Source organism: Streptomyces sp. 3211.6, assembly GCF_003634815.1.
GTDB classification, from domain to species: domain Bacteria; phylum Actinomycetota; class Actinomycetes; order Streptomycetales; family Streptomycetaceae; genus Streptomyces; species Streptomyces katrae_A.
In genome coordinates, this window is the sequence record NZ_RBXC01000001.1 from 2,414,808 (window position 1) to 2,441,182 (window position 26,375).

Genomic DNA, 26,375 nt, shown 5'->3' on the forward strand with positions numbered 1-26,375 from the left:
ACCCTGGTCGGTGTCATCCCGGTCGCGTACGGTGAAGTCACACAGCGCGACGCACCCGTACGTACCCGTACCCCGCACGCGTCAAGGCCCTCGTCGAGTCGTAGTCCTCTCGTAGTCCTCACCCATCAAGGAGACTGTGGTGCCCGTCCTCCCTGGAGCAGAGCCGTTCCGCCACGAGGGCGGAGAGGTGGGCGTGCTCCTCTGCCACGGCTTCACCGGTTCCCCTCAGTCGCTGCGCCCCTGGGCCGAGTACCTGGCCGAGCGCGGACTGACGGTCTCGCTGCCGCTGCTGCCGGGGCACGGCACGCGCTGGCAGGACATGCAGCTCACCGGCTGGCAGGACTGGTACGCCGAGGTGGACCGGGCGCTGAGGGAACTGCTGGACCGGTGCACGCAGGTGTTCGTGTTCGGGCTCTCGATGGGCGGCGCGCTGACCCTGCGGCTGGCCGCCAAGCACGGGGAGGCGATCAGCGGCATCGTCCTCGTCAACCCGGCCAACAAGGTGCACGACCCGCTGGCCGTGGCCCTCCCGGTGGCCAAGCACTTCATCCGGTCCACGGCGGGGATCGCCAGCGACATCGCCAAGCCGGGCGCGGCGGAGGTCGGCTACGACCGGGTGCCGACGAAGGCGGCGCATTCGCTGAGGAAGTTCTTCCAGCTGGTCGACACCGAGCTGCCGCAGGTCACGCAGCCGGTGCTGCTGCTCCACAGCCCCCAGGACCACGTGGTCCCGCCGGTGGACTCGGAGCGGATCCTGGCGCGGGTGTCGTCGACGGACGTCACCGAGACCCTGCTGGAACAGAGTTATCACGTCGCGACGTTGGACCATGACGCGGAGCGGATCTTCGCGGACAGCTATGCGTTCGTCGGGCGGCTCGCGGAGAGCGTCGGCAGGGAGGGGGCGGCCAGCGGTGGCTGAGCACGAGGAGTCCTCCGGGGGTGTGCCCCCGCTGGACGAGGAAGCGGCGTGGGCCGCGATCGTCGCCGGGTACGGGCAGGAACCGCCGGACCCGCCGGGGGCCCGTCCGTTCCGGCCCATCGAGAACCTGATGCTGCCGGAGGAGGACGTCCAGCCGGAGCCCCCGGCCGCCGCCCCGACGGCGCCGACGGCCCTGGGCAGCTCGGTGGTCTTCGCCCCGGGCGTCGGCCTCGGGCCCCGCGACCACACCCCGGCGGAGCCGAAGGACGAAGACCTGGCGGGCGAAGCGGGCGACGAGGGCCACTTCGTCCCCCCGGAACCCCCGGAGCTCCCGCCGGCGGACACGACGGCGAAGTTCGCCTGGCTGGCGGTGGTCGGCGGCCCGGTACTGCTGCTGGTGGCGGTACTGCTCCAGTGGGACATGACCTGGTGGCTCACCACCCTGGGCATCGGCGGCTTCCTGGGCGGCTTCGCCACCCTGGTGGCCCGCATGTCGGGCGACACGGACGACGGCGACGACGACCCGGGCCGCGGCGCGGTGGTGTAGGGGGCGGGGCCCCGCGGCGCGGTACTGACGCCGTCCGCGGCGACGCCTCGCGGCGCGGGCCCGCCATCTCCCCCTCGAGGGGTAGGGGCGGGCCGGTAGCTGCCCACCCGCCTCCCCCGGGCGGCCGGGGCCGGCCGCTCGGCGGAGCCTTGGCCGGGCGGAAGCGGAGAGGCGGCCGGGACCGGTGTGCGCAACAGATCGCTACGCGCTGCCCTCGTCTCAGCGTCTGCGAGCCGTCTGGAGCGCTGTCGTCGGGCGATTCACCACCCGTTCAGCGAAACCTCCGGACCGGCGTTCAAGTACTGACGAAGAGCGCTTGATGTGGTGTCCACGAAAGCGTCGGGGATGGCGTCGGCGGCGACCCAACGGACCTGGGAGTGCTTGCGGGGTTCGCGGTTTTCGGGTTCGCCGGTCCATTCGTTGGCAGCGAACACGACGGTGAGGAATCCGTTGGGGGCTTCGACGCCCCAGGCTCCGTGGATGATGTGGGCCACCTTGAGGGATTCCGGCTTCACGGTGAGGCCCGTCTCCTCGTAGAGCTCGCGGACGGCGGTCTCGGTGATGGGTTCGCCCGGTTCGCTCTTGCCGACGGGGAGGTCCCACATGCCCTGGGCGAACTTGGCGTTCTCACTGCGCTGGAGGAGGACGACGCGGTTGGTGGCCTTGTCGTGGACGATGACGGCCGCGACCAGCAGGGTCATCGATTCGAGCGCCGGCTTGAGGGCTTGGGAGCGGTCGTCGGTCTGCTGGGCCACGGTGTTCCCTTCGTCGGACGGTTGTTGGGCATGTTAGGCGAGGGCCTCGCGGGCTCTGCGGGCGAGATCGGCGGCGCCGGGGACGCGGCGGTGCTGGTAGACCGCGAGGGTGGAGCGGATCGAGGTGATCGCCTTCCGGGTCCGGTCGGACGTCATGCCCTCCATGAGGACGAGGGCCTGGGTCCACGCGGAGACGGCTTCGTCGGCGCGGGCCTGAGCGGCGAGGCTGTCGCCCAGGTCGGCGTGGGTGAGGGCGTGGACGCGCTTGTACTTGTCCGGGTCCCAGCGGGTGAGGGCGTCGCGGTGCTGCTGTTCGGTGCCGACGTGGTCGGCGAGGTCGGTCAGGGTGCGGGCGGTGTGGCTGGCCACGGTGCCGGCGGCGGGGCCGCTGACGCGGGAGTAGCTGGGCTGGGGGCCGTCGTCCCGGAGCAGGGCGTCTTCGGCGGCGAGGAGGGCGCGTGCAGCCGAGGGGCTCGCGTCGGTGGCAGCGTAGGCGCGGGCATGGGTGATGTGGAGAAGGGCTTCGGTCTGGCCGTCGACATGGCCGAGGCCACGTCGCAGGGCGCCTTCGACCAGGTCGACGCAGTGATGGGGCTGTTTGAGGCTCAGGGCCTGATGGGCGAGGGCGCGCATCATCCAGGCAGCGTGGCCGTGGGGGTCGGCTTCGCAGGCGAGCTGGTAGCCGACCTGGTAATAGCGCTGGGCGGCGCCTTCGTGGCCCAGGTCGTGGTGCTTCCACCCGGCGAGGTAGGCGAGTTCGGCGACGGCGCCGAAGGCGGCCTGGCGTAACGGCTCAGAGGGGAAGCGGCCGCGGAGCATCGGGGCGGCGGTGTCGGCGAGGTAGGCGGTGACGGTGGTCAGACCATGGCCGCCGCCCAGGCGCTCGTCGGCGGCGCTGAAGGCTGCGGTGATCTGGCGTACGACGTCGATGTCGTCGGTTCCGACCAGGGAGCGGCCGGTACGGGCGCGGAGCATCCGGGAGGTCGCCTCGTGGTCGTGGAGCAGCGGCATGGCGACGCCTGCCGTGGTGAAGGCTGCGATGGCGAGGAATCGGCGGCGTTCGACGTCCGCGCGGCCGAGATCGGTGACGGTCAGGACCGGGTCGCCGTTCGAGGTGGCTCCGGCATCGCCGGGCTGGAGGCCGATCTCGGTCGGGGTGACGATGCGGCCGAGGCGGCGGGAGAGGGCTTCGGCAAGGTACTGGCCGGTCTGGCCCGAGGGCTCGCGGGTGCCGTTGGCCCAGTGGGAGATCGCGGACTTGTTGGTCTGGAGGAGTTCACCGTTCTCGGCTGCGATGCGGCGGACGTCGTGGGCGAGCGATTCGTACGTGCATCCGGCCTCGTGGATGGTCTCGCGCAGGCGGGAGTTGGCGTCGGTCGGCGCTGGCACGTTCCTCCGTCCCGGAGCTGTAAACCGCGTATACCGCTTGGGCCCGGTCACACCGTACCCACTCTGCGTAGCGGACGGTTCACTTATCGACAGCCGCCCCACCTTCGGGCCGGGCGGCCCCCAAGTTCCGTACGCCCCAACGGGCTCGGGCATTCCTATGCCCTGGCCCGGACGATCAGAGACGGAGACACCGTGACCATCATCGACACCACGACCATCACGGTCGAGCTGCCTGACGCCTTCGACCCGCGCTGGAACCGGCTGCCCGGCATTCAGGTCGAGGGACGACGCATCACCATCGACCCGGCCGAGTACTTCTTCCGCTTCGAGTCCAGCACCTGGCTCCTCGCCGACTGGGAGCTGGTCAAGGCCCAGCTCCTGGACGTCGACGAGACGACCGAGAGTGCGGTCGAGCAGCTGGCGCTCGACTTCATCAAGAACCACGCCGAGTCCACGTCGGATGCCGCCCGCGTCCTGGCGACGGCGTACGAGGTGTACGCGTACCTCTTCCGCGACGAGCACCTCTCCGGCCTGGGCCTCCCGCAGATCACCGCCGGACACCTGCGGATGCTCCGCGAGGCCGCCACGCTCATGGCGCTCAACAAGGTCGAGCTGGACGGGCACATCTCCAACGTCGGCCCGTGCTGGTTCTTCCCCGCCGCCACCTCCGTCGTCTTCGACCTGGAGGACGAAATGGGCGGGATGCTCGACGAGGTCTACCACGGCGGCTGGTTCAACGAGCACCGCCGCATCGAGTCCATCAAGGCCCACGCCGCCCTCGGCGGCCGTCTCGTGCACGGCTGCCAGTCCGTGCCGGACCAGACCGGCGGCGGCGTCGCGCCCTACGGCGCCTCGATGGCCAACTTCCGTGACGACCTCGCCGCGTTCAAGGCGGGCTGGATCGAGCAGGTCTACGCCCACCGCGTGACCGCCCCCGAGTAGGCCCCAGTCCGGCTTCGGGGCGGACGACACGCTCGCCCCGAAGCCGTCCATCCCCCCCTCCGGAGACACCCCCATGGACCAGAGCCTGACCACCACCCTCCTCGACGACCTGTGCACCCTCCTCCACAAGCCCGTCCCCCAACGCACCGAAATCCGTGTCTGGGGCATGTCCGGCGTCGAACGCGTCACCTTCCCCGACGGGACCACCTCCGTCTTCAAGTACGCCAAGGAGCCCTTCGACCGCGAAGCCCAGGCCCTGCGAATCGCCCACCAGCGCGGTCTGCCGGTCCCCGAGCTCCACGCCACCGCCGTGCAGGACGACTGGCTCGGGATGCTCATGGACGACCTCGGCACTCCGGTACGTGAGGCCGACGACGTAGACGGTGCCACCGCCGCCGTCCTGCTCCACCGGGCCCGCCCGGCCAACGGTCTGCCCTTCCTCGACGGCAACGGTCTGGCGTCCCTCCCCACCCGGGCCCTCGACCACCTCCAGCGCCTCCGCAAGGCCGGTCGGTGGACGGACTGCGACGACATCGAAACCGCGCTGCGAAAGACCTCCGCAGCAGCCGGGGCCCGCGCCCGGGGAGCGACACTGGACCCGTTCGGCTGGGTCCACTCCGAGTTCCACCCCACCAGCCTCCACATCGGCGAGAACGGCTGGCACCTGCTCGACTTCGCCCGCGCCTTCACCGGCCCCGGCCTGATCGACCTCGCCTCGTACCACGGCACCACCGACACACCGGACCCCGTCCGCCTCCGGGTGTTCCTCGATCAGTACGTCACCGCAGGCGGCCACGAGGACGCCCTCGCCCCCCGGGGCGGCCTGGCGGCCGAGGCATGGGCCCTGGGCTGGCACCGCATGTGGGCCGTCGAGTGGTTCATGGAGCAGGCGATCCGCTGGATCAACGATCCGACCAGGGACTTCGCTTACATCCCGGTCGTCCGCCGCCACCTGGGTGACGTGGTCCACTTCCTGGAGGTCTAGTGCTCGCCCAGGTCTCCCCCTGGTACGCCCACGCCGTCCAGCGCCTCGCCGGCGCCCCGACGCACGCCCTCACCCCTCCCGCACGGATGGAGTGGACCACCCGCCCCGGCCTGGGCCCCGGCGCGGAGCTCCTCGGCCGGGACCTGCGCGGCAAGCGCCTGCTGGAACTGGGGTGCGGCCCGGGCCACAACGTCGCCCACCTCGCCCACCACCATCAGGCCCCCACGACGGGCGTCGACCTGGTCGGCCTCCAGGTCCGCCGGGCACGCTCCCACTACGGCCACATCACCGGCACCACCTTCTCGGCCGGCCACGCCCTGCACCACCTCCAGGCCACCGCCCGGACCTTCGACGGGATCTACTCCGTCTTCGGCGCCGTAGGCCTGGTCGCCCCGGACCTCCTCCTCGCCGAGATCTCCCGCCACCTGGCGCCCGGCGGCGTCCTGGCCTTCTCGGTTCCCCACCCGGCCCGGGCCGGAAGACATCCTTCGCCGGACGACCGCCCCCGCGAGGACTACGTCACCATGCCCGACCGCACCCGCCACCCCATCGCCCGCTGGGAGTTCGACGCGCACCGCTGGGCCGCCCACCTCGCCCGCACCGGCCTGCGCATCACCGCCGCCCTCGACCTGCGCCACCCGCGCCTGGACCCGTGGCCCACCACCCTCCTGATCACCGCCCGCAAACGCTGACCGCCACCGGAGGCACCGATGCCCCTACCCCACCTCCTCCTGGACATCGACGGCGTCCTCATCCCCTTCCCGACTCCCGACGGCAGCACCCCACCAACCCACACCCGCCACACCGTCCTCCCCACGGGCCGCAACCCCGGAGACCCCGTCCCCGTCTGGCTCAACCCCGCCCACGGCCCGATGCTCACCGACTTCCTGAACAGCGGCCTGGTCGCCCCCGTGTGGTGCACGAGCTGGCGCAAGGACGCCACCGGCATCATCGGCCCGCTCCTGGGCCTGCCCCACTTCCCCTACCTCGACCTCCCCCGCCCCCGTATCACCACCAGCCACCCCAACGGCTACCTCTGGAAGCGCGACCACGTCGATCCGTGGCTCGGCGAATCGGCGGTCGCCTGGATCGACGACGACTTCACCGACCTCGACCACACCTGGGCCGCCGAGCGCACCGCCCAAGGCCACCCCACCCTCCTCGTCCAACCGGACCCCCACCACGGCCTCCAGCCGCATCACCTCGCTGAGGTATGGGAGTGGGCCTCCCACCAGATCTCGTTCGCTGCTGGCATCAGCCCAAGGCGGCCGCCAGACGCTGAGATCTGAGGAGCGCGTAGCGATCTGACGCGCCCAACGGCCCCCGACACCGCTCTGGTTGGCATGCAGTGCAGGTAGCAACCCCGGCCGGCCGCCGGCCGCCGAGACGGGAGATGCGCGTAGCGATCTGATGCGGGCGGAGGCCCCGGCTGCGCCTGATGGGGCCCGGATGCCCGGTCTGCCGGCCCCCGGTCTGCCCGGCTGGTCGCTGATCCCGCCGATTGGCCGTCTTCGGTCCGTCCCGTTCCTTTGGGGGGTTCCCGGCAGTCTTCGGCATTTCGCGGCGGGTCGGTCTGTCAAGGGTCGCCGAAGGCGATCGCGCAGCGACGCGACGAAGGAGCGCCCTTGACTGACCGGCCCGACGCGGAAGGACGATGAGACTGGCGGGAACCCCCCAACCCTCCCCGAGACCGCCAGGCTCAAGTCCCGCCCTCCCGCATCCCGGCCAGCTGTGCCGTCACCGCCCGGCGGGACCCCGCCCCCCACCCCACCGGCCCGCAGACAGGGAGGCGGGTGGGCAACCACCGACCCGCCCCCGACACCTCGAGGGGGAGATGGCGGGCCCCCGCCGCGAGAGCGCGCCCCTACGCCCCTGCCCCCAGCCGGACCGCCGCCAGGACCGGGAGGTGGTCCGTTGCCGTGCGGAGGTCGGTGGGCGGGAGGCCCGTGGGGACGCCGCAGGCGAGGACCTCCACCCCCGGGGTGGCGAACAGGGCGTCGATGCGGCGGGTCGGGGCTGTCGAGGGGAAGGTGGCCTCGCCGCCCCAGGGGGCGGCCGTCCAGCAGTCCTGGAGGGTGGCCGACAGGCGGGTGAAGGCGGGGCCGCCCGGGGTTTCGTTGACGTCGGCGGCGGCGATGACGTGCGGGGCGTCCAGGGTGGCGACCCGGTCCAGGAGGAGCTCGGCCTGGGCGGCGCGCTCGGTCGCGTCCAGGGAGAGGTGGGCGCTGACCACGCCCACCCGGGCCGCGCCGAAGCGGACGACCGCCGTGGCGAAGCCGCGCCGGTGCAGGCCGGGGGTCAGCGGCAGCAGGACGTCCTCCGTGTGCTCCACGAAGGCCCTCAGCGAGCACAGCAGCAGCGGTCCCGCCGCCGTCGCTCCGCCGCCCAGGACGACCAGGTCGGCCTTGGAGGCCAGCCGGGCGGCGTGCTTGCGCCAGCGGAAGAAGCGGGGGGCCTCCTGGACGAACACCAGGTCCGGTGCGCAGGCCCGGATCACCCGGGCCAGTGCCTCCTCGTCGTCGCGCATCGAGCGCACGTTGTAGCTGAGGACGCGGATCACGGCGGAGCCGTCCGGTTCGGTCAGGGACTTGGGCAGTGCGTCGGGTACGGCGTCGGCGTCGGGCAGTGGCTGGGGCGGGGGCAACGTGTCGGGCACCATGCCCGCAAGATACGCAGCCGCCCGCCGCTCCCACAGGGGGCGCGGCGGGCGGCTCGAGAGGTGTCCGAGCGGGGCTCAGCCCCGGCGGGCCGGCGGGTTCAGCCCTGGCGGGCCAGGTCCGCCGCGCCGACCAGGCCGGCCTTGCCGCCGAGCTGGGCGGCCAGGACCTGCGCGTGCGGCCGCCAGGCGCCGCCGATCAGCCAGCGCTTGAAGGACTTGCGGATGGGGTCGAGGACGAGGTCGCCCTCGTCGGAGACCCCGCCGCCGACGATGAACGCCGACGGGTCGAAGAGGGAGGCGAGGTCGGCCAGGCCCGCGCCGGCCCAGCGGGCGAGCTCGCGGAAGGAGTCGACGGCCACCGGGTCGCCCTGGCGGGCGGCCTGGCTGATGTGCTTGCCCTCGATGCCCTCGGGGGTGCCGTCGCCGAGGCCCAGCAGGACGGTCGCGTTCTCGGGGGTGGCGTTGGCGCGCTGCTTCGCGTAGCGGACGAGGGCGCGGCCGGAGGCGTACTGCTCCCAGCAGCCCTGGCTGCCGCACCCGCACAGCAGGCCGTCGGGGACGACCCGGATGTGCCCGAACTCGGCGGCGACGCCGAAGCGGCCTCGGCGCAGCTTGTTGCCCATGATGATGCCGCCGCCCAGGCCCGTGCCGAGGGTGATGCAGATGACGTCCTCGTGGCCCTGGCCGGCGCCGAAGCGGTACTCGCCCCAGGCGGCGCAGTTGGCGTCGTTCTCGACGACGACGGGGAGGCCGATGCGCTGCTCGACCTTGTCCTTGAGCGGTTCGTGGCGCCAGTTGATGTTGGGCGCGAAGAGGACGGTCGCGCGCTTGTCGTCCACGTATCCGGCGGCGCCGATGCCGACGGCCTCGATGGTGTGGTTGCTGCTGACCTCGGAGACGGCGGCGCAGATCGCCTCCGTCACGCCGTCCGCGGTCGGCGGGGTGGGCACCTTGTACGTCTCAAGGATGGTGCCCTCTTCGTCGACCACGCCGGCCGCGATCTTCGTGCCGCCGATGTCGACGCCGATGGTGAGTCCCATTAGTCCCTCGGTTTTCCGGTCAAGCCCCGCCACGGCCAACCGTACCCGAGCCCGGCGGAGTCTCAGTCGAGGTCGATCCGCTGGGCCGGGCCCTCGTCCGGGCCGTGGTCGTGGCCCTCGTCGCCGTCGGTGTGCTTGCGGGGGGCCGGGGGCTCGTCCCGGACCCAGCGGCGTTCGTGGCCTTCGACGGCCGAGCGGTAGGCGGCGAGCAGCTCGGAGCCGGCGGCGGCGAGGTGGCCGAACACCTCCGGGTTGCGCTCGATGACGGGTTTGGCGGCGGTCTTGGCCTGGTTGACGAACTGGCGTACGGCGTCCTGGGCGGCCGCGGCGAGCTCCGGGTTGTTGAGGGCGGAGACCTTGTCGGCGACGGCGCCGAAGAGCTTGAACAGTTCCTCGGCGGCGGTGCCGGTGGCGCCCGCGCCGGCCCCCGCGCCGGCGCCCTGCTCGCGCTCGGCCCGGCGGCGCTCCCGTTCGGCGGCGAGGTCCTCGGCGCAGGCCTTGGCCCAGGCGTCATCGTCGGTGGGGCGGTCGGTGGCCTCGCTCATGGCGGACTCTCCTGCGGCTGCGGTAGGGGCTACTTCCGACGGTACCCGAACGGAGGTACGCAGCTCAGCGCGCCCGGGGCCACAGCTGCGGGTCGGGGGTGAAGCGGATGCGGAGCACCCCGTCGGTGAGGGCGGCGCCGGAGACGGTGCAGCGGCGCAGGGCGGAGGGGAGGGAAACGGTCCTGCGGTAGGGGCCCACCGCGAGGTGCAGTTCGTCGCCGCGACGGACAAGGTCGAGCTCGCTCTTGCGGGCGCGGGGCAGGGGGACCGCCCAGACGAGCACCCCGTCCTCGGCGAGCCGGTCCTCGACCGTCCAGCCGGGGCGGGCCGCGGGGGCGGGGCCTGGGCCGGGGCTCGGGGCGAGGCCTTCGGCGCCGGCGAGCTCGCCGGGGTGCTCGGGGTCCCGGCCGAGGTGCGCCAGCGGGACCACGGGGGTCTCCTGCCGCCACTGCGCCAGGTACTTCTCCTGCTGGGCGGCGAGTCCGGCCGTCCACGGGTCGGCGGAGTCGCGCGGGACGAGCCGGTTGGCCACCAGGTCGTGGACGGGCAGCTCGTACAGGGCGAGGCCGAGCGTCCCGGTGCGCAGGGCGGCGTCGGCGGCGGGACCGGGTTCGGCGACGAGGCGGACCCGGGTGGTGGGGGCCTCGACGACGGCCTGGACGGCGGCGAGCTCCTCGTCCCAGCGGGCGGCGGTCTCGTAGAGCCACTGGGCGGGCATGGGGACCCCGGCCAGCTGGGCCAGTACGGGGCGCAGGGCGCGGGCCGCCTGGCGCTCCGCGGGCAGCAGGCGGGCCAGGTAGCGGCGCAGCTGGGCGGGGAGGGCGAGGGTGGTGAGGGCCTGGTGGAGCGGGGGCATGTCCACGACGACGAGGTCGGTGGCGGGGGTGGAGGCGGCGCGGCGCAGGCCGCGCAGGAGGGCGAACTGTTCGGCTCCGGGGAGCTCGGTGAGTTCCTCGGCGCCGAGGGGGCTGCCGCCGAGCATGGAGAGGAGGGTGGCGCCGCGTTCCTGGAGGGCGGCGAGTTCGGTGCGGAACTCGTCGCCGGAGTCGATGCGGGCGAGGCGGAGGCGGTCGGGGGCGGGGGCCGGGCCGCCGGCCCAGGGGTCGTCGGCGCACAGCAGGAGCACGCGCTGCCCGGCGCGGGCCGCGGCGAGCGCGGTGGCGGCGGCGACGGTGGTGCGGCCTGACCCGCCGGGGCCGGTGATGAGCAGGGTGTGCGGCATGGTGCGGCGCTCCGGGTCGTAGATCATCCTCCCCCGAACGCTACGCCGCCCGGCGGCGGCCCCGGCCCCGGGGGCTGTGGCCCCCGCCGCGCGGCCGGCCGGCCGGTCCCCGGGGCGTGCGGCCCCCGCCCGGCGGCCGCGCCGGTCCCGGGGACCTGCGGGCCCCCGCCGCGCGGGCGGGCTCGGCCTGGGGCATGCCCTGCCTGCGGACCTGGCCAGGCCGATCCCCGGGCGTGCGGGCCCCGCCCGGGGGCCGCGCCGGTCCCGGGGACCTGCGGGCCCCCGCCGTGCGGGCGGGCTCGGCCTGGGGGACGGCCCGCGGGGCTCTGGCCGGGCCGGTCCCCCGGGTTGTGCGGCCCCGCCCGGGGGCCGCGCCGGTCCCGGGGACCTGCGGGCCCCCGCCGTGCGGGCGGGCTCGGCCTGGGGGACGGCCCGCGGGGCTCTGGCCGGGCCGGTCCCCCGGGTTGTGCGGCCCCGCCCGGCGGCGGCCCCGGTCCCGGGGACCTGCGGGCCCCCGCCGTGCGGGCGGGCTCGGGCTGGGGGACGGCCCGCGGCTCTGGCTGGGGCGGCGCCGGGCGGGTGCCGGTCGGCGGTGGGGCGCTGCGCGGGGCGGAGTGCCCTGCCCGCCCTCCTCCGTGCCCAGGGGCTCCGCCCCAGGCCCCGTGCCGGGGCGCCGGCGAGGCTGGAGTTCGGTGCGGCCCGCCGGTCGTACGCGGCGGCATGTCGCGCAGCGGAACGTCAGCCCGTGCCGGGCGTGCCTCCCAGCGCGGCGCACCGGGCGCGCAGCGTCGGGTGCGGAGTCCCTGGCGGAACGGGGGAAGGGGTCAGGCGGCGGATTCCACGCGCTTCTTCAGGCCCGCCAGGGCGCGGTCGATGATGACCTTCTCCGCCTTGCGCTTGATCATGCCGAGCATCGGGATCTTGACGTCGACGGTCAGCTGGTAGGTGACCTCCGTGCGCCGCCCCCCGTCCAGCGGGGCGAGCCGGTAGGAGCCGTCCAGCTGGCGGAGCATCTGGGACTTGTGGAGGGTCCAGGCGACCTCGTCCTGGCCCTTCCAGCGGTAGGACAGGGTGTGGTCGTCCTTGATCGCGCCCGCGTCCAGCAGCAGGCGCACCTTCTCGGCGCGGCCCTCGGCGTCGGTGGACAGCACCTCGGCCTCCTTCACCTCACCCGTCCACTCCGGGTAGCGGGCGAAGTCGGCGATCACGGCCATGACCTCGGCCGGCGAGGCGTCGATCGTGATGCTCGAGCTGGTGTGTTCCGCCATCGCGGTCGCTCCTCCGGGGGAGAGTGTTCGGCAAGTGTGCAGGGGCCTCCGGCCGCCGCCGCGTGAAGGCTACCGCGCGTACCGGTGCCGACACTGCGGGGCCCCGGTCCGCGGGCGTGTGGTCACCACTCCAGGGCCCACGGCTTCCCCGTCGCCGCGAAGTGGCCCACGTTCACGCACTCCGTGCCTGCGATCCGCATGCGCCGCGCCATCGGCTGGTGGACGTGGCCGAAGAGGGCGTAGCGGGGCCGGGTGCGGCGGATCGCGGCCAGGAGGGCGGTGCTGCCGCGTTCGAAGCGGCGGGCGACCGTGTCGTAGCAGAGTTCGGGGACCTCCGGCGGGATGTGCGAGCAGAGCACGTCCACCTCGCCCAGCGCCTCGACCTTCGCCGCGTACTCCTCCTCGTCCACCTCGTACGGGGTGCGCATCGGGGACGGCAGGCCGCCGCCGACGAAGCCGAAGACGCGGCCGCCGATCTCCACGCGCTGCCCGTCCAGGACGGTGGTGCCGGGGCCGGCGTACTCGTGCCAGAGGGCGGGGACGTCGACGTTGCCGTAGGTGGCGTACGTCGGGCTGGGGAAGGCGGCGAACATCTGCGCGTACTGGCGGCGCACCGCTTCCTCGATCATCCGCTCGCGGTCCAGCCCGTCCCACAGCCGGCGGCCGAATTCGCGCGCTTCGGCGAAGCGGCGCGCCGTGCGCAGTTCGACGATGCGGTGGGCGTTCTCGACGCCGAAGAGGTCGGGGAAGATGCCGCGCGAGTGGTCGGCGTAGTCCAGGAAGAGGACCAGGTCACCGAGGCAGACGAGGGCGTCGGCGCCGTCGCCGGCCCGTGCGAGCGCTTCGGTGTTGCCGTGGACGTCGCTGACGACGTGGACTCGTGTACGCCTCTTGCTGGCACCCATGTCCGCCACCCTAGGGGTGCCGGTGCCCGGCTGGTAGAGCGGGGCTCGCAGGTGGCCGGACCTGCGGTTACTTCCGAGTCTCGGAGGCGGTCGACTACTGTCGGCAGCGCTGTGGCGGCGTTTGCGATGCACGGCGAAGTCCAGAATGTGACGCACGGAACATCTGGCCGGTTCCCTCTATCGGGAACCCACTACCGGTGGGTAACGTCCGGTCGGTCCACACGGTGGCGATGGCGCCCAGAGGAGCAGCAGTCTTGCGCGAGTTCAGCCTTCCGGCCCTGTACGAGGTCCCTTCGGACGGGAACCTGACGGATCTCATCCGCCGCAACGCCGCCCAGCACCCAGACACCGCCGTCATGAGCCGCAAGGTCGACGGCCGCTGGCAGGACGTGACCGCGACGGAGTTCCTCGCCGAGGTCCGGGCCGCCGCCAAGGGCCTGATCGCCTCCGGCATCCAGCCCGGCGACCGGGTGGCCCTGATCTCGCGCACCCGCTACGAGTGGGTCCTGTTCGACTTCGCGATCTGGAGCGCGGGCGCGGTCACCGTCCCGGTGTACGAGACCAGTTCCCCGGAGCAGATCCAGTGGATCCTCGGGGACTCCGGCGCCGTCGCGGCCATCGTGGAGAGCCCGGGGCACGGCGCCCACGTGGAGGCCCTGCGCGACCGGCTGCCGGAGCTGCGCGAGGTCTGGCAGATCGAGCAGGACGCCTTCGGCGCGCTCAAGGCCGCCGGGGCCGGGGTCCCGGACGCGGACGTGGACGCCCGCAGCTCCCTCGCGAACGCCGACGACCCGGCCACCATCGTCTACACCTCGGGCACCACCGGCCGTCCCAAGGGCTGCGTGCTGACCCACCGCAACTTCTTCGCCGAGTGCGGCAACGTCGTGGAGCGGCTGAAGCCGCTGTTCCGCACCGGCGAGTGCTCGGTGCTGCTGTTCCTCCCGGCCGCGCACGTCTTCGGCCGCCTGGTGGAGGTCGCGGCGGTCCTGGCGCCGATCCGGCTGGGCTGCGTACCGGACATCAAGAACCTCACCGACGAGCTCCAGTCCTTCCGGCCCACCCTGATCCTGGGCGTGCCGCGGGTCTTCGAGAAGGTCTACAACTCGGCGCGCGCCAAGGCCCAGGCCGACGGCAAGGGCAAGATCTTCGACGCCGCCGCCGAGACGGCCATCGCCTACAGCCGGGCGCTGGACCTGCCCTCGGGCCCGTCCTTCGGCCTGAAGCTCAAGCACAAGATCTTCTCCAAGCTGGTCTACAGCAAGCTGCACGCCGTCCTCGGCGGCCGCGGCGAGTACGCGATCTCCGGCGGCGCCCCGCTGGGCGAGCGCCTGGGGCACTTCTTCCGCGGCATCGGCTTCACGGTGCTGGAGGGCTACGGCCTGACGGAGACCTGCGCGGCCACGGCCTTCCTCCCGTGGGACAAGCAGAAGATCGGCACGGTCGGCCAGCCGCTGCCGGGCTCGGTGCTGCGCATCGCCGACGACGGCGAGGTGCTGGTGCACGGCGAGCACGTCTTCAAGGAGTACTGGAAGAACGAGGCGGCCACCGCCGAGGCGATGTCCGACGGCTGGTTCCACACCGGTGACGTCGGCACCCTCGACGAGGACGGCTACCTGAGGATCACCGGCCGCAAGAAGGAGCTCATCGTCACGGCGGGCGGCAAGAACGTCGCCCCCGCCGTGATCGAGGACCGGATCCGGGCCCACGCGCTGGTCGCCGAGTGCATGGTGGTCGGCGACGGCAAGCCGTTCGTGGCGGCGCTGGTCACCATCGACGAGGAGTTCCTCGGCCGGTGGGCCGCGGAGAACGGCAAGCCGGCCGGTTCGACGGCGGCGGACCTGCGCGAGGACGCGGACCTGATGGCCGCCGTCCAGAAGGCCGTGGACGACGGCAACGCGGCGGTCTCCAAGGCGGAGTCGGTGCGGAAGTTCCGCATCCTGCCCTCGCAGTTCACGGAGGAGTCGGGCCACATCACGCCGTCGCTGAAGCTCAAGCGCAATGTGGTGGCGAAGGACTTCGCGGACGAGATCGAGGCCCTGTACCGCTCCTGACGCGGCGCTCGCCCTAACGCGGGTCCTCGGCCAGGATCCGCTCCATGTTCCGCTCGGCGAGGGCCGTGATCGTCACGAACGGGTTCACGCCGAGCGAGCCGGGGACGAGCGAGCCGTCAGTGACGTAGAGCCCCCGGTATCCCTTCACCCGCCCGTAGGTGTCCGTGGCCTCGCCGAGGACGCAGCCGCCGAGCGGGTGGTAGGTGAAGGTGTCGGCGAAGGCCTTGTTGTCGCCGAACAGGTCGTAGCGGTACATGGTGAAATTTCTGAGGTTGACGCGGTCGAAGAGGTTCTTGGCCGCCGCCACCGAGGGGGCGTTCTGGTCCCGGGTCCACTGCAGGCGCGCCGAGTCGGTGGCGGCGTCGTAGGTGAAGTGGCCGCGCTCCGGGTTCTTGGTGATGGCCAGGTACATCGAGATCCAGTGCTCGATGCCCATGGGGAGCGGGGCGATCTCCGCGAAGACCGGGTTGGCCGGATTGTCCCAGTCGTCGATGCCGAGGGCGGGCATGGTGGCCTGGTTGGCGCCGACGGTGTCCCAGAGGTGATTGGCCCGGGCGGTCATGATGTTGCCGTTGGTGCCCCAGTTCTGCCCGACCCGGTCGTTGAGCGCGGGCAGGGCGCCGGTCTCGCGGGCGCGGAGCAGGATCTCGGTGGTGCCGAGGCTGCCGGCGCCGAGGAAGAGCTGGGCGCAGCCGAGTTCGCGGACCTGGGTGACCTTGCCGGTGACGTCGCTGGTCCGGACGGTGAGGACGTATCCGCCGGCCGGGTCCGGGCGTACGGCGACCACGCGCTGCATGGTCTCGATGGTGACGTTGCCGGTGCCGAGGGCGGCCGCGAGGTAGGTCTTGTCGACGCTCTTCTTGCCGTGGTTGTTGCCGTAGATGACCTCTCCGGCGAGTGCGGACTTCGTGGCCGTGCCGGCCGCCTCGCGCTGCATGTACCCGAAGTCGTAGACGTTGGGCACGAAGGTGGTCTTGAGGCCGGTGTTCTGGGCGTGCTTGCGGGAGATCCGGGCGAAGCGGTACCACTCGGTTGACTCGAACCAGTCGGGGTCGATGGTGTTGACGCCGAGCATGGTGCGGGCGCGGGGGTAGTAGGTGCCGTACATCTCGTCGGCGTCGACCTGGGGCAGCACCTCGGAGAAGTAGGAGCGGCGGGGCGTGGGCGCCATGCCGCCGTTGACCAGGGATCCGCCGCCGACTCCGCGGCCGACGTAGACGGACATGTCGCCGTAGTTCACGCGGTCGAGGACGCCGGGGTAGGGGCTGATGTCGCGGTTGACGACGTCCAGCCAGAGGAAGGTGGCGAGGGGGGCCTCGGTGCGGGTGCGGTACCACATGGAGCGCTGGTCGGGGGCGGTGGTGGGCGGGAAGACCTTGCCGTCGGGGCCGGGGGTGTCCCACAGGCGCCCCATTTCGAGGACGACGGTACGGACGCCGGCCTGGCCGAGTCTGAGCGCGGCGACGGCGGATCCGTAGCCGGACCCGACGACGATGGCGGGCGCGTAGCGGGCGGCGGGCGGGGCCTCGGCGGCGGTGGCGGTGGTCAGGCCGATCCGGGTGAGGCCGAGGGCGGCGGCGGTGCGGAGCGCGGCGAGGCCGAGTTGACGGCGCGTCAGGTTGGGGTTCATGGGCGCATCATGAGCGGATTCCGCCCAACCGGCCATAACGCGGGTTGCCACGCATCTGAGTAACAGTCAGTCATGTGCCGGACCGTAACCGGCCGCTGCTGGGGACTGCCGCTTTCCGGCCATTGCGCCCACGGCGCGACTTTCCGCCGCAGCGGGCCCGGTCCCCTGCACGCGCGGCGGGATTTCGCGGCCCCCGCCCGGGGCTACAGCAGCTCGCGGAGGCGGTCCGCCAGGAGGTCCCAGCGCCACTTCTCCTCCACCCAGGACCGGCCCGCCGCGCCCATGCGCGCCCGCAGGGCGGGGTCCTGGAGGAGGGGCACGATGCGGTCGGCCGCCGCGGCGGGGTCGCCGCCGCGGACCACCCACCCGGTCTCCCCCGGCAGCACCGCGTCCGGCGCCCCTCCCGAGTCCCCGGCCACCACCGGCAGCCCGGTCGCCGAGGCCTCCAGGTAGACGATGCCGAGGCCCTCCACGTCCAGGCCGCCCCGCCGGGTCCGGCAGGGCATCGCGAAGACGTCCCCGGCCCCGTAGTGGGCCGGCAGCTCCGACCACGGGACGGCGCCCGTGAAGACCACCGAGTCCGCGACCCCCTTCGCCGCGGCCAGCGCCCACAGGTCCGCCTCGTAGGGACCGCCGCCGACGATCAGCAGCACGGCGTCCGGCACCTGCGCCCGGATCCTCGGCATCGCCTCGATCAGGGTGTCCTGCCCCTTGCGCGGCACCAGCCGCGAGACGCAGACGACGACCGGGCGGTCGCTGAGCCCGAGCCGGGCGCGGACCTCGGCTCCGCCCGAGCCGGGGTGGAAGGTCTTCTCGTCGACGCCGGGCGGGAGTTGGACCATCCTCGCCGCCGCGGACGCCGTCACCGCCGAGGCGATCCGCGAGCGCGTGTACTCCCCCAGGTAGGTGAGGGTGTCCGTGCCCTCGCCGATCCGCCGCAGCAGCTGCCGCGCGGCCGGCAGCTGCGCCCAGCCCGCCTCGTGCCCGTGGGTGGTGGCGACCAGCCGCCGTGCGCCCGCCCGGCGCAGCGCCGGGCCCATCAGGCCGAGCGGGGCGGCCGCGCCGAACCACACCGACTCGCAGTCGTGTTCGCGCAGCAGGGACACCGCCCGCCGGGTGACGCGGGGGGTGGGCAGCAGCATCGTGGTGCGGTCGCGGACCACGGTGAAGGGCTGCTCGGCGTCGAAGGCCGCGGTGGCCTCGCGGCCCTCGGCGCTGTGCTTCCAGGTGGATGCGTAGACGACGACCCGCTCGGGGTCCAGCCGCAGCGCCATGTTGTGCAGGAAGGCCTGGATGCCGCCCGGGCGCGGCGGGAAGTCGTTGGTCACGATCAGCGTCTTGTGCATCCCCGCCAACGTACCCGACGGCCCGGGGGTGTCCGCACGGCGGCGCCCTGCGCCCGGACGCCGCGGGGCTGCGGGCGCTACTCCTCGGAGGTCCCCTGGCCCAGGTCCTCGCGCAGCGCCTGCTGCCAGGCCTTCGTCAGGGCGGGCAGGTCGGTGCCCAGGGCCTGGTCGAGGGCGGTCGGCAGGGGTTCGCGGCCGGCGAGTGCGTAGAGGCGGACGAGGGCCGCGTCCCCCCAGCGGGCGGCGATGAGCCGGCAGGCCAGCCAGGCGCCCTCGTAGGCGCGGGCCATGGCGTCCTGGCCGCCGCCGAAGGCGAAGGCCCCGTCCGCGGGGAGGGCGGCCGGCAGGTCGCCGAGGCGGACGGCCCGCGCGAGGGTGGGGGCGGCCTCGGCGGGGCCGAGCGGGCCGTCCCGGTAGGCGGCCCAGTCCGCGAAGCCCTCGGACAGCCACTGCGGGGTCCGGGCGGTGGTGGCGGTGCGGGTGGCGACGTGGGTGGTCTCGTGGGTGAGGACGGTCTGCCGGCCGGCCTGGGAGAGCTCCGCGTACCCCTCGGGGTTGACCACCACCCGGTCGGCGGGGGCGGGGCCGCCGCCGGTGGCGCCCGTGGTGACGGCCCCCATGCCCCGGTAGGCGTCGGCGGGCCGGCCCAGCAGCGCGGCCATCGCGTCGAGGGTGGCGGGGACGAGCACCACCACCCGCCGCGCCCACGGCCCCGGCCAGGCGGCGCTCGCCGCCGGGACCGCCCGGTCGGCCTCGGCGGCGATCCCCGCCAGGGTCTGCGGGCTCTGGCCGGCGCCGAGGACGAGGCAGTGGGCGCCCCGTACGACGGCGACGGGGTCCGGCTGGTCCCACAGCTGCGCCGGGGCCCCCGGTGCGGGCCGTTCGGCGGTGACCCGCCAGGCCGTACCGCCGCTGCCGCTGCCGCTGCCGCCATCACTGCGGGTCAGCGTCAGCTCGCGGGCGGAACCGGCGGCGGCGGTGTCGTAGCCGGCGAGCCGGTAGCGCAGCTCGGCGCGCACGTCGGCCCGGGCGCCGTCCCGCCGGACCGAGGTGACCTCGTAGGACCAGCCCTCCAGCGGGATCGAGGCGAGCCGTGCCGGCGGGGCCGCCGCCCAGTCGGCCACGGCCCGCCGCACTTCCGCGTCGGCGGGCGGGGCGGGCGCCGCGCACCCGGCCACGGCCACGAGCGCGCACAGGGCCGGCGCGAGCAGGCGTACGAGGGCGCGGCGGACGGGATCCATCCGCCGATCGTACGCAGGGGGCGGCTCAGGGCCGGGTGACCGCGGACACCGGCATCATCCCGACGGGGTCGTAACGGACCCGGGCGCCGGGGTAGGGGGCGTGGATGACCTGGCCGTTTCCCACGTACATGCCGACGTGGCTGGCGTCCGAGCGGTACGTCACGAGGTCCCCGGGCTGGGCCTGGGAGAGCGGCACCCGGCGGCCCGCGTACCGCTGGGCCTGCGAGGTGCGCGGCAGGGAGACGCCCGCCTGGCGGTAGGACCACACCATCAGCCCGGAGCAGTCGAAGCCGGAGGGGCCGGTGGAGCCCCACACGTACGGCTTCCCCACCGCGGCCCGGGCGGCCATCACGGCGACCATGGCCCGGCCGGAGGCCCGGCCGCCGACGGGCAGGTCGGGCAGGTCCGGCAGGACGTCGGCGCGGCCGCCGGAGCGCGAGGCCCGCTCGAAGTCGGCGCGCTCCTCGGAGGGCATCTCGTTCAGCAGCCTGCGGGCGGCGGCGAGTTTGGCGGTGACGGCCCGCTTCTGGGTGGCCACCTCGGCGCGCAGGGTCTCCAGTTCGGCGAGTTTGCGGGAGGCGTCCTGGCGCTGCCGGCCGATCCGGCCCTGTTCCTCGCGGAGTTCGCCGAGCTGTTTGGCCTGGCGGCCGCTCAGCCGGTCGAGGACGGCGGCCTTGTCGAGGTAGGCGCCGGGGTCCTCGGAGAGCATCAGCTCGACGGTGGGGTCGAGGCCGCCGGAGCGGTACTGGGCGCCGGCGAAGGTGCCGAGGACCCCGCGCATGGTGTTGACGCGGTCCTGGGCGCGGGCGACGGCGTCCTGGGCGCGGGCGATCTCGGCGCGCAGCGCGTCGGCCTTCTCCCCGGCCTGGTTGAACTTCTCGGTGGCCTGCTCGGCCTCCTCGAAGAGCCGGTCGACCTGGGCACGGGAGCTGGTGGCGGGTTCCTGCGGGAGGCCGGGCGCGGCGCTGGCGGGTACGGCCGTCATGGCCACGGCGGCGGTGGCCGCGGCGGCGGTGAGGACGGTGACCTTGGCGTTCCGGTCGAGGCCGCCGCTCCCGGGCCGGCGATGGGATCCCACGTGGCACCGCTCCCTGTCCGCTGTGCGGGCCCGGGTCCGTCCCGGTGGACGGCCGTGTGCCGGGTTCCGCGCTGGCAGACAGTAGCCGCGCCGCCACGCACCGGCCAACGACCGCCGGAGGGGCCGTAGGGGGGCGCCCCGCCTCTGGCACAGGTCAGGGGCGGGGCGTGAGGTCAGGGCGGGTCCGCGCAATTCCCCCGGATGGGCGGTGTACGGCGCGTCCCGGGGAGCCGGGGACGCGGGTCAGCCGACGCGGACGCCGAACTGGAAGGGCATGTTGCTCATGGCCTCGTAGCGCACGCCGCCGGTGGGGTTGGAGGCGTGGAAGACCTGGCCGTTGCCGGCGTAGAGGCCGACGTGGTGCAGGTCGCTGTAGAAGAAGACGAGGTCGCCGGGCTGGAGCTCGTTGCGGCCGATGCGCGTGCCGTCGTTGACCTGGGTGTAGGTGGTGCGGCTGATGCTGACGCCGGCCTGGGCGTAGGCCCACTGGGTCAGGCCCGAGCAGTCCCAGGAGTCGGGGCCGGTGTCGCCCATGTGGTAGGCGTCGCCCTCCTGGGTGATGGCGGCGGCGAGGGCGGCTCCGGCCCGGCCGGAGCCCTTGGCGGCACCGGACTTGGCGCCCCCGCCTCCGGCGGCCTTCGCGGAGGCCGCGCCGTCCTTGGCCGCGTCGCTCTTGAGTTCGCCGCGCTGCTCGGCGGTCAGGGTGTTGAGGAGGGCCTGGGCGTCGGCGAGCTTGCTCTGGGATGCGGCCTTCTGCTCGGCCAGCTCCTTGCGGACGGCGGCGAGGTCGGCGAGTTTGCCCGTGGCCTCCTGGCGCTTCTGCGCGAGGCTGCGCTGCTTGGCCTGGATCGCCGTGATCTGCTCGACCTGCTTGCCGCTCAACTGCTGGAGCGTGGAGGCCTTGTCGAGGTAGGTGTCCGGGTCGCCGGAGAGCAGGAGGGCCACGGTCGGGTCGATGCCCTCCCCGCGGTACTGGGCGGCGGCCATCGAACCGAGGGCGTTGCGCAGGGAGTTGACCTCGTCCTGGCCGCGCGCCACCTGGTCCTGGAGCTGTGCGATCTCCTTCTCCAGCTTGTCCTGCTGCTCCTTGGCCCCGTTGTACTTCTCCGTGGCCTGCTCGGACTCCTCGTAGAGGGCGTCGACCTTGGTCTTGACCTCGTCCTTGTTCGGCTTGTCCGGTGCGGGTGCGGCCATGGCCGACTGGGAGGAGAGGGCGACGGCCGCGGTGGCGAGGGCGGTGAAGACGCTCACGCGGGTGCGGGTCGGCGGCTTGGGTCGACGGTGGGACGCCACGGACGCGAGCTCCTCCTTGCTGGAGCCGCCGAAGACGGTCGGGCACTCGGCAGCACGCCTCCGTCGACACCCCGAATGAGTGACCTACCGAACGGAGGTTTGAGCAGACCCTAGTGACCCGTCTGTGATCACTTCAAATCCCGGAACGTAAAAATCCGCCCGCCTGCCGGCTTCTTTACCCGGCGCCCACGCTGCGTGCAGCCCCCTTGACGGTACGTCTCCCGGACGCACCGTCAATTCGGGCATCACGCACACTGGTCACATCAGAGGCACAAGCCGCCAAGCGCTACGAAACGCGCGCGAGCCGCTTGAGCAGCAATGCCGACGCCACGGGCCGGGCACCCGCCTTCGCCACCCCGTCGGCCACCTCGCGGTCGGTGGAGACCACGACCACCGGACGGCCCGGCGGCTCGGCCCGCACCAGCTGGCGGATCAACTCGTCCGCCGTCACACCGGCCTTGGAGAACAGCACCCGCACCCCGCGCGGCGGCGCGAGCAGCACGGGCGCCGCCAGCTCCGCCCCGTCGAAGACGCACGTCATCTCGGCGCCGGTCTGCGCGGCCAGCATCGACAGGCCGCCCAGCAGCCGCAGCCGCTGCTTTTCCAGGGGCATCGTCGGATAGCCGGTCTTCGTCACGTTGTAGCCGTCGACCACCAGATGCGCCTGCGGCAACGCCAACAGCTGGTCCAGCAGCGCCGGATCGGTCTCCGACAGGGCCCGCGCCGCGATGTCCTTCGGGGTCATCCGGCCCGGCTCCACCGCGTCCACGGTGTCCGCGGGCCGCGTCGACACCGGCGGCAGCGCCAGCTCCCGGCGCAGCCCCGCCGCCGCGTCCAGCACCGTGTCCAGCAGCAGCCGCAGCCGCATGTCCTCGACGCTGCGCCCCTCACGCGTGGCCCTGCGCGCGGTCTCCAGCGCCGACTCCGCCTCCGCCAGACGGGACTTCAGCCGGCGGGACTCGCTCTCGGCGGCGGCCACCTGCGCGGCCGCCTCGGCGCGGATCCCGTCGATCTCGCCGCCGAGCTTGCGCAGCGCCGCCTCGCCCCGCTTGACGTCGCTCAGGGCGCTGCGCAGCTTGCGCTGAAGCGATTCGGCTTCCTTGCGCGCGAGCTCCAGATCGCCCCGCACCTGCTCACTGCCGCTGCGCTGCGCCTCCCGCAGCTGCGCCAGCTCCTCGCGCAGCCGCTCCAGCTCGCGCCGGTTCTCGTCGCCCACCCGCTCGGCGTCGGCGCGCTGCGCCTCCTCGCCCGCGGCGGCCACCAGCTTGACCCAGCCGGCCGGCCTCAGCACGTAGGCGGCGGCCGCCACGTCCAGCGGGTCCGCGGCGGCCGGCGGGGCACCCGACTCCAGTGCCCCGGACAGTTCCGGCTGCGCCTCGCGCACCTTCTCCGCCACCCGGCTGCGGAAGACCCCGTCGCTCTCCACGGCGGCGGCCATGGCGTTGCCGGCGAACTTGGCGCGCCGGGTCGGGGTGAACCGGGCGTACTGGCGCAGCTGCGCGGGGAGGTCGGCGACCGTCAGGCCGCCGAAGGCGTCCGAGACGAGCGAGACGACCCGGCGCCGCACGCCTTCCGGCAGCGGGCGGTCGAGGACCTCCGCGGCGTCGCGGGCCGCGTCGGCCGGCCCGGCGCCGCTTGCTGGCTCCACAATCCGTCACCCCTACCGTGATCTACCGTGGGCCCGGCTCCGTCAGGAGTCGGCGCCCGGCCTGTCGACGAGCTCGATCTGGTCCACCGCGTTGCACCAGCGGCACCGGACCGACTCGATGGTCTCACTGACCACCTCGCGCTCCTCGACCTTGGGCTCCCCGGCAAGATCGAGGTGGACGTACTCCACGACCTTCGACGATCGGGTGACATCGAACCGCGTGAGGTTGCCGCACAGCGTGCAGCGCCACCGGGTGGTGTCGGTCGGCAGGGGAACCGTCGTCATCAGGCCGCTCTCTCCTTCGTAGCTCATTCAATTAAAGCCTTCCGCGGCGGTCTGCGGACTGCAGCACGTAACCCTACGGCCTGGCACCACCCTCAGGGGGGCCCGCCTGCGTCATGCTCTGTCGCATGATCGTAAAGTGGCGGGCCGTCCGCGAGGCGGCGCGGGGCCCCGTGGTCACCTACGCGCTGATCGCGGGCTGCTGCGCGGCCTTCCTGACGAGCCCCGCTTCCGGCCTGAACCCCTCCTTCGGCTCGGGCGAGCGGCTGATGGCGACGGGGACGGCCTACTTCCGGCACTGGGGCGTGGTCCCGGACGAGCTCTTCTCCGGGGCCGCCCGCCCCCTGCTGACCCCGCTGACGGCGCTCTTCGTCCACGGCAGCTGGCTGCACCTGCTCGGGAACATGCTCTTCCTCTACGTCTTCGGCGCCATGACGGAGCAGCGGATGGGCCGGCCGGCGTTCCTCGTCTTCTACCTCTGCACCGGTTACGTGGCCCTGGCCGTCTACGCGGCCGCCAACGCCTCCTCCGACCAGACCCTGGTCGGGGCGTCCGGCGCGATCTCGGCGGCGCTGGGGGCGTTCCTGTGCCTCTTCCCGCGGGCGCGGGTGACGAGCCTGTTCCCGTTCCTGCTGTTCCTGCCGCTGCGGTTCCCGGCGTGGCTCGTGCTGATGTTCTGGTTCGGGCTCCAGTGGCTGGCCGCGCACCGGGCCGGGAGCGGGCCGGGGGTGGCGTATCTGGCCCATGTCGTGGGCTTCTCGGTGGGGTTCTGCTACGCGTGGGCGCGATATCGCCGTACGACTAGAGTGAGGCGAACAGTCACTGCCGGCGAGGGAGACAGCCAACCGTGATCACCGCGATCGTGCTCATCAAGACCAGCGTGGACCGGATCCCCGAGATCGCCGAGTCCATCGCGCAGCTGGACAGTGTCAGCGAGGTCTACTCCGTCACCGGTACGTACGACCTGATCGCGCTGGTCCGCGTGGCCCGCCACGAGAACCTGGCGGACATCATCCCCGGCCGGATCAGCAAGATCCCGGGCGTCGAGGCCACGGACACGCACGTCGCGTTCCGCACGTACTCCCAGCACGACCTGGAAGCCGCCTTCGCCATCGGGCTCGACGCGTAGGTTTCCGCCGCACACGCCGGCGGGGCCGGAATCGCCGCGCAGCGGCGGCATCCGGCCCCGCCGGCGTCTGAGGCGCGGGGTGCAAGGCCAGAGCCCCGCTACACCGCGGGGACGCAGCGGCCGTCCTCCGTGCGGTACTGCCACTTCGCGCCGGACGTCACCAGCTCCTTGACCGCCCGCACGAAGCGGTCCACGTGCTCGTCCGGGGTACCCGCCCCGAAGCTGACCCGGATCGCGTTGAGCGACCTCTCCCCCGGCGCCGCCTCCGGCGCCCCGCACTCGCCCTGGGCCTGCGGCTCGCTGCCGAGCAGGGTGCGGACCAGCGGGTGGGCGCAGAACAGGCCGTCCCGGACGCCGATGCCGTACTCCGCGGACAGCGCCGCCGCGAAGTGCGAGCTGTTCCAGCCCTCGACCACGAACGAGATGACGCCGACGCGCGGGGCGTCGTCCCCGAAGAGGGACAGGATCCGGACCTCGGGAACCTCCGCCAGGCCCTCGCGGACCTTGGCGATGAGGTGCCGCTCGCGGGCGACGAGGCCGTCGAAGCCGGCCTCCTGCAGTGCCCGGCAGGCGGAGGCGATGGAGTAGACGCCGATGACGTTCGGGGAGCCGGCCTCGTGGCGGGCGGCGGTGGTGTGCCACTCGACGTCGACGCCGCCGTCCTCACGGCGGGCCACCGTGCGGGAGGCGCCGCCCCCGGCGAGGTACGGCTCGGCCTCCTGGAGCCAGTCCGCGCGCCCGGCCAGCACGCCCGAGCCGAAGGGGGCGTACAGCTTGTGCCCCGAGAAGGCCACCCAGTCCACGTCCAGCTCCCGCACCGAGACGGGGTGGTGGGGCGCCAGCTGGGCGGCGTCCAGCACGATCCGCGCGCCGTGGGCGTGCGCGGCGGCGGCCAGCTCCTTGACCGGCCACAGCTCACCGGTGACGTTGGAGGCGCCGGTCACGCAGACCAGGGCCGGGCCGTAGGGGTTGCGGTCGGCCAGCGCCCGCTCCAGGGTGGCGACGGCCTGGGCCGGGGTGCGCGGGGCGTCGAGGCAGGTGACCTGCGCGTCGCGCCAGGGCAGCAGCGAGGCGTGGTGCTCGGTCTCGAAGACGAAGACCTGGCAGTCGGCCGGGAGGACGGCGGCGAGCAGGTTGAGGGAGTCGGTGGTGGACCGGGTGAAGACCACCTGGTCGCCCGCGCGGCAGTCGAGGAACCCGGCGACGGTGGCCCGGCTCTGTTCGAAGAGGTCGGTGGAGAGCTGCGAGAGGTAGCCGGCGCCGCGGTGCACGCTGCCGTAGTACGGGGCGTACGCGGCCACGTCGTCCCAGACCCGCTGGAGCGCCGGGGCGCTGGCCGCGTAGTCCAGGGCCGCGTAGCCGACCTCGCCGCCGGTGACGAGCGGAACGGTGACGTCCCGGCCGAGGACGGCCAGCGGCTCGGCACAGCAGGGGTCGGCGGCGGCGGTGCGGGCGTCGGCGGTGGTGGCGGCGGTCAGGGATGCGGACATGGCGGAATCTC

25 protein-coding genes are annotated in these 26,375 nt (G+C 73.6%); 9 read left to right on the forward strand and 16 right to left on the reverse strand.

The genetic code is table 11. The features are described from left to right. Positions 1-139 precede the first annotated feature (139 nt). Both BX286_RS11215 and BX286_RS11220 read left to right on the forward strand, forming a co-directional pair. Positions 140-919 carry a carboxylesterase gene (locus BX286_RS11215; protein WP_167747580.1) on the forward strand — a complete coding sequence of 260 codons (780 nt, stop codon included), beginning with the start codon at positions 140-142 and terminating at the stop codon, positions 917-919. Further along, positions 912-1,466 carry a hypothetical protein gene (locus BX286_RS11220; protein WP_079426211.1) on the forward strand — a complete coding sequence of 185 codons (555 nt, stop codon included), beginning with the start codon at positions 912-914 and terminating at the stop codon, positions 1,464-1,466. Before BX286_RS11215 ends, BX286_RS11220 begins: the two co-directional genes overlap by 8 nt. Before the next feature lie 260 nt (positions 1,467-1,726). Here the strand turns inward: BX286_RS11220 and BX286_RS11225 are convergent, their stop codons facing one another. After that, positions 1,727-2,221: an NUDIX domain-containing protein gene (locus tag BX286_RS11225; RefSeq protein WP_079426214.1), complete on the reverse strand. Its 495-nt coding sequence runs from the start codon at positions 2,219-2,221 to the stop codon at positions 1,727-1,729. A gap of 33 nt (positions 2,222-2,254) precedes the next feature. Then, positions 2,255-3,610: a helix-turn-helix transcriptional regulator gene (locus BX286_RS11230; RefSeq protein WP_079426217.1), complete on the reverse strand. Its 1,356-nt coding sequence runs from the start codon at positions 3,608-3,610 to the stop codon at positions 2,255-2,257. 192 nt (positions 3,611-3,802) lie between these two features. Here BX286_RS11230 and BX286_RS11235 point away from each other — a divergent pair, with 192 nt between their 5' ends. The 4 genes from BX286_RS11235 (at position 3,803) to BX286_RS11250 (ending at position 6,826) form a co-directional block, all read left to right on the forward strand. Further along, a complete protein-coding gene (locus BX286_RS11235; protein WP_121014924.1) occupies positions 3,803-4,552 on the forward strand; it encodes a hypothetical protein in 750 nt (249 codons plus the stop codon). A gap of 73 nt (positions 4,553-4,625) precedes the next feature. Further along, positions 4,626-5,537 carry a phosphotransferase gene (locus BX286_RS11240; protein ID WP_121014925.1) on the forward strand — a complete coding sequence of 304 codons (912 nt, stop codon included), beginning with the start codon at positions 4,626-4,628 and terminating at the stop codon, positions 5,535-5,537. Then, the gene (locus BX286_RS11245) at positions 5,537-6,229 is read left to right on the forward strand and encodes a class I SAM-dependent methyltransferase (protein ID WP_100863789.1); all 693 of its coding nucleotides are present in this window, start codon (positions 5,537-5,539) and stop codon (positions 6,227-6,229) included. The genes BX286_RS11240 and BX286_RS11245 overlap by 1 nt, the downstream gene beginning before the upstream one ends. 18 nt (positions 6,230-6,247) lie before the next feature. Further along, positions 6,248-6,826 (forward strand): HAD domain-containing protein, encoded by a 579-nt coding sequence (locus BX286_RS11250; RefSeq protein ID WP_121014926.1) that lies wholly within the window; start codon positions 6,248-6,250, stop codon positions 6,824-6,826. Positions 6,827-7,401: 575 nt separating this feature from the next. Here BX286_RS11250 and BX286_RS11255 read toward each other — a convergent pair. The 6 genes from BX286_RS11255 to BX286_RS11280 form a co-directional block, all read right to left on the reverse strand. Next, positions 7,402-8,196: an endonuclease/exonuclease/phosphatase family protein gene (locus BX286_RS11255; RefSeq protein ID WP_187344118.1), complete on the reverse strand. Its 795-nt coding sequence runs from the start codon at positions 8,194-8,196 to the stop codon at positions 7,402-7,404. Between the two features lie 98 nt (positions 8,197-8,294). Further along, positions 8,295-9,236, reverse strand: coding sequence for an ROK family glucokinase (locus tag BX286_RS11260; protein ID WP_045946881.1), 942 nt, complete (start codon positions 9,234-9,236; stop codon positions 8,295-8,297). Positions 9,237-9,298: 62 nt separating this feature from the next. Further along, a complete protein-coding gene (locus tag BX286_RS11265) occupies positions 9,299-9,781 on the reverse strand; it encodes a DUF5304 family protein (protein ID WP_079426226.1) in 483 nt (160 codons plus the stop codon). A 64-nt stretch (positions 9,782-9,845) separates the two neighbouring features. After that, positions 9,846-11,030, reverse strand: a complete 1,185-nt coding sequence (locus tag BX286_RS11270; protein WP_261993401.1) for an ArsA family ATPase — start codon at positions 11,028-11,030, stop codon at positions 9,846-9,848. 797 nt (positions 11,031-11,827) lie between these two features. Next, complete coding sequence (locus BX286_RS11275) at positions 11,828-12,271, reverse strand: SRPBCC family protein (protein ID WP_079426229.1); 444 nt, start codon at positions 12,269-12,271, stop codon at positions 11,828-11,830. Positions 12,272-12,393: 122 nt separating this feature from the next. Next, entirely contained in the window at positions 12,394-13,176 is a 783-nt protein-coding gene (locus BX286_RS11280; protein WP_079426232.1) for a metallophosphoesterase, read from the reverse strand. A gap of 254 nt (positions 13,177-13,430) precedes the next feature. Between BX286_RS11280 and BX286_RS11285 the strand changes: the two genes are divergently transcribed. Beyond that, positions 13,431-15,227, forward strand: a complete 1,797-nt coding sequence (locus BX286_RS11285) for a long-chain fatty acid--CoA ligase (RefSeq protein WP_121014927.1) — start codon at positions 13,431-13,433, stop codon at positions 15,225-15,227. A 13-nt stretch (positions 15,228-15,240) separates the two neighbouring features. On the opposite strand, the gene BX286_RS11290 is transcribed toward BX286_RS11285, so the two are convergent. The 7 genes from BX286_RS11290 to BX286_RS11320 form a co-directional block, all read right to left on the reverse strand. Beyond that, positions 15,241-16,857, reverse strand: a complete 1,617-nt coding sequence (locus tag BX286_RS11290) for a GMC oxidoreductase (RefSeq protein WP_079426238.1) — start codon at positions 16,855-16,857, stop codon at positions 15,241-15,243. Positions 16,858-17,060: 203 nt separating this feature from the next. Further along, complete coding sequence (locus BX286_RS11295; RefSeq protein WP_121014928.1) at positions 17,061-18,203, reverse strand: glycosyltransferase family 4 protein; 1,143 nt, start codon at positions 18,201-18,203, stop codon at positions 17,061-17,063. Positions 18,204-18,280: 77 nt separating this feature from the next. Further along, on the reverse strand, positions 18,281-19,444 hold the full coding sequence (locus BX286_RS11300; protein WP_079426243.1) for a hypothetical protein: 1,164 nt from the start codon (positions 19,442-19,444) through the stop codon (positions 18,281-18,283). Between the two features lie 25 nt (positions 19,445-19,469). Continuing rightward, positions 19,470-20,522: an NlpC/P60 family protein gene (locus tag BX286_RS11305; RefSeq protein ID WP_100863785.1), complete on the reverse strand. Its 1,053-nt coding sequence runs from the start codon at positions 20,520-20,522 to the stop codon at positions 19,470-19,472. Positions 20,523-20,765: 243 nt separating this feature from the next. Next, positions 20,766-21,815, reverse strand: coding sequence for a C40 family peptidase (locus BX286_RS11310; RefSeq protein ID WP_079426248.1), 1,050 nt, complete (start codon positions 21,813-21,815; stop codon positions 20,766-20,768). A 286-nt stretch (positions 21,816-22,101) separates the two neighbouring features. Continuing rightward, positions 22,102-23,466, reverse strand: a complete 1,365-nt coding sequence (locus BX286_RS11315) for an NYN domain-containing protein (protein WP_100863784.1) — start codon at positions 23,464-23,466, stop codon at positions 22,102-22,104. A 39-nt stretch (positions 23,467-23,505) separates the two neighbouring features. Then, on the reverse strand, positions 23,506-23,748 hold the full coding sequence (locus BX286_RS11320) for a hypothetical protein (RefSeq protein WP_079426254.1): 243 nt from the start codon (positions 23,746-23,748) through the stop codon (positions 23,506-23,508). 125 nt (positions 23,749-23,873) lie between these two features. Between BX286_RS11320 and BX286_RS11325 the strand changes: the two genes are divergently transcribed. Together BX286_RS11325 and BX286_RS11330 are read left to right on the forward strand one after the other, a co-directional pair. Next, a complete protein-coding gene (locus BX286_RS11325) occupies positions 23,874-24,596 on the forward strand; it encodes a rhomboid family intramembrane serine protease (protein ID WP_079431671.1) in 723 nt (240 codons plus the stop codon). Then, positions 24,593-24,874: an Lrp/AsnC family transcriptional regulator gene (locus BX286_RS11330; protein WP_007263678.1), complete on the forward strand. Its 282-nt coding sequence runs from the start codon at positions 24,593-24,595 to the stop codon at positions 24,872-24,874. The genes BX286_RS11325 and BX286_RS11330 overlap by 4 nt, the downstream gene beginning before the upstream one ends. Before the next feature lie 98 nt (positions 24,875-24,972). Here the strand turns inward: BX286_RS11330 and BX286_RS11335 are convergent, their stop codons facing one another. Next, the gene (locus BX286_RS11335; RefSeq protein ID WP_079426257.1) at positions 24,973-26,364 is read right to left on the reverse strand and encodes an aminotransferase class V-fold PLP-dependent enzyme; all 1,392 of its coding nucleotides are present in this window, start codon (positions 26,362-26,364) and stop codon (positions 24,973-24,975) included. Between the last annotated feature and the right edge of the window lie 11 nt (positions 26,365-26,375).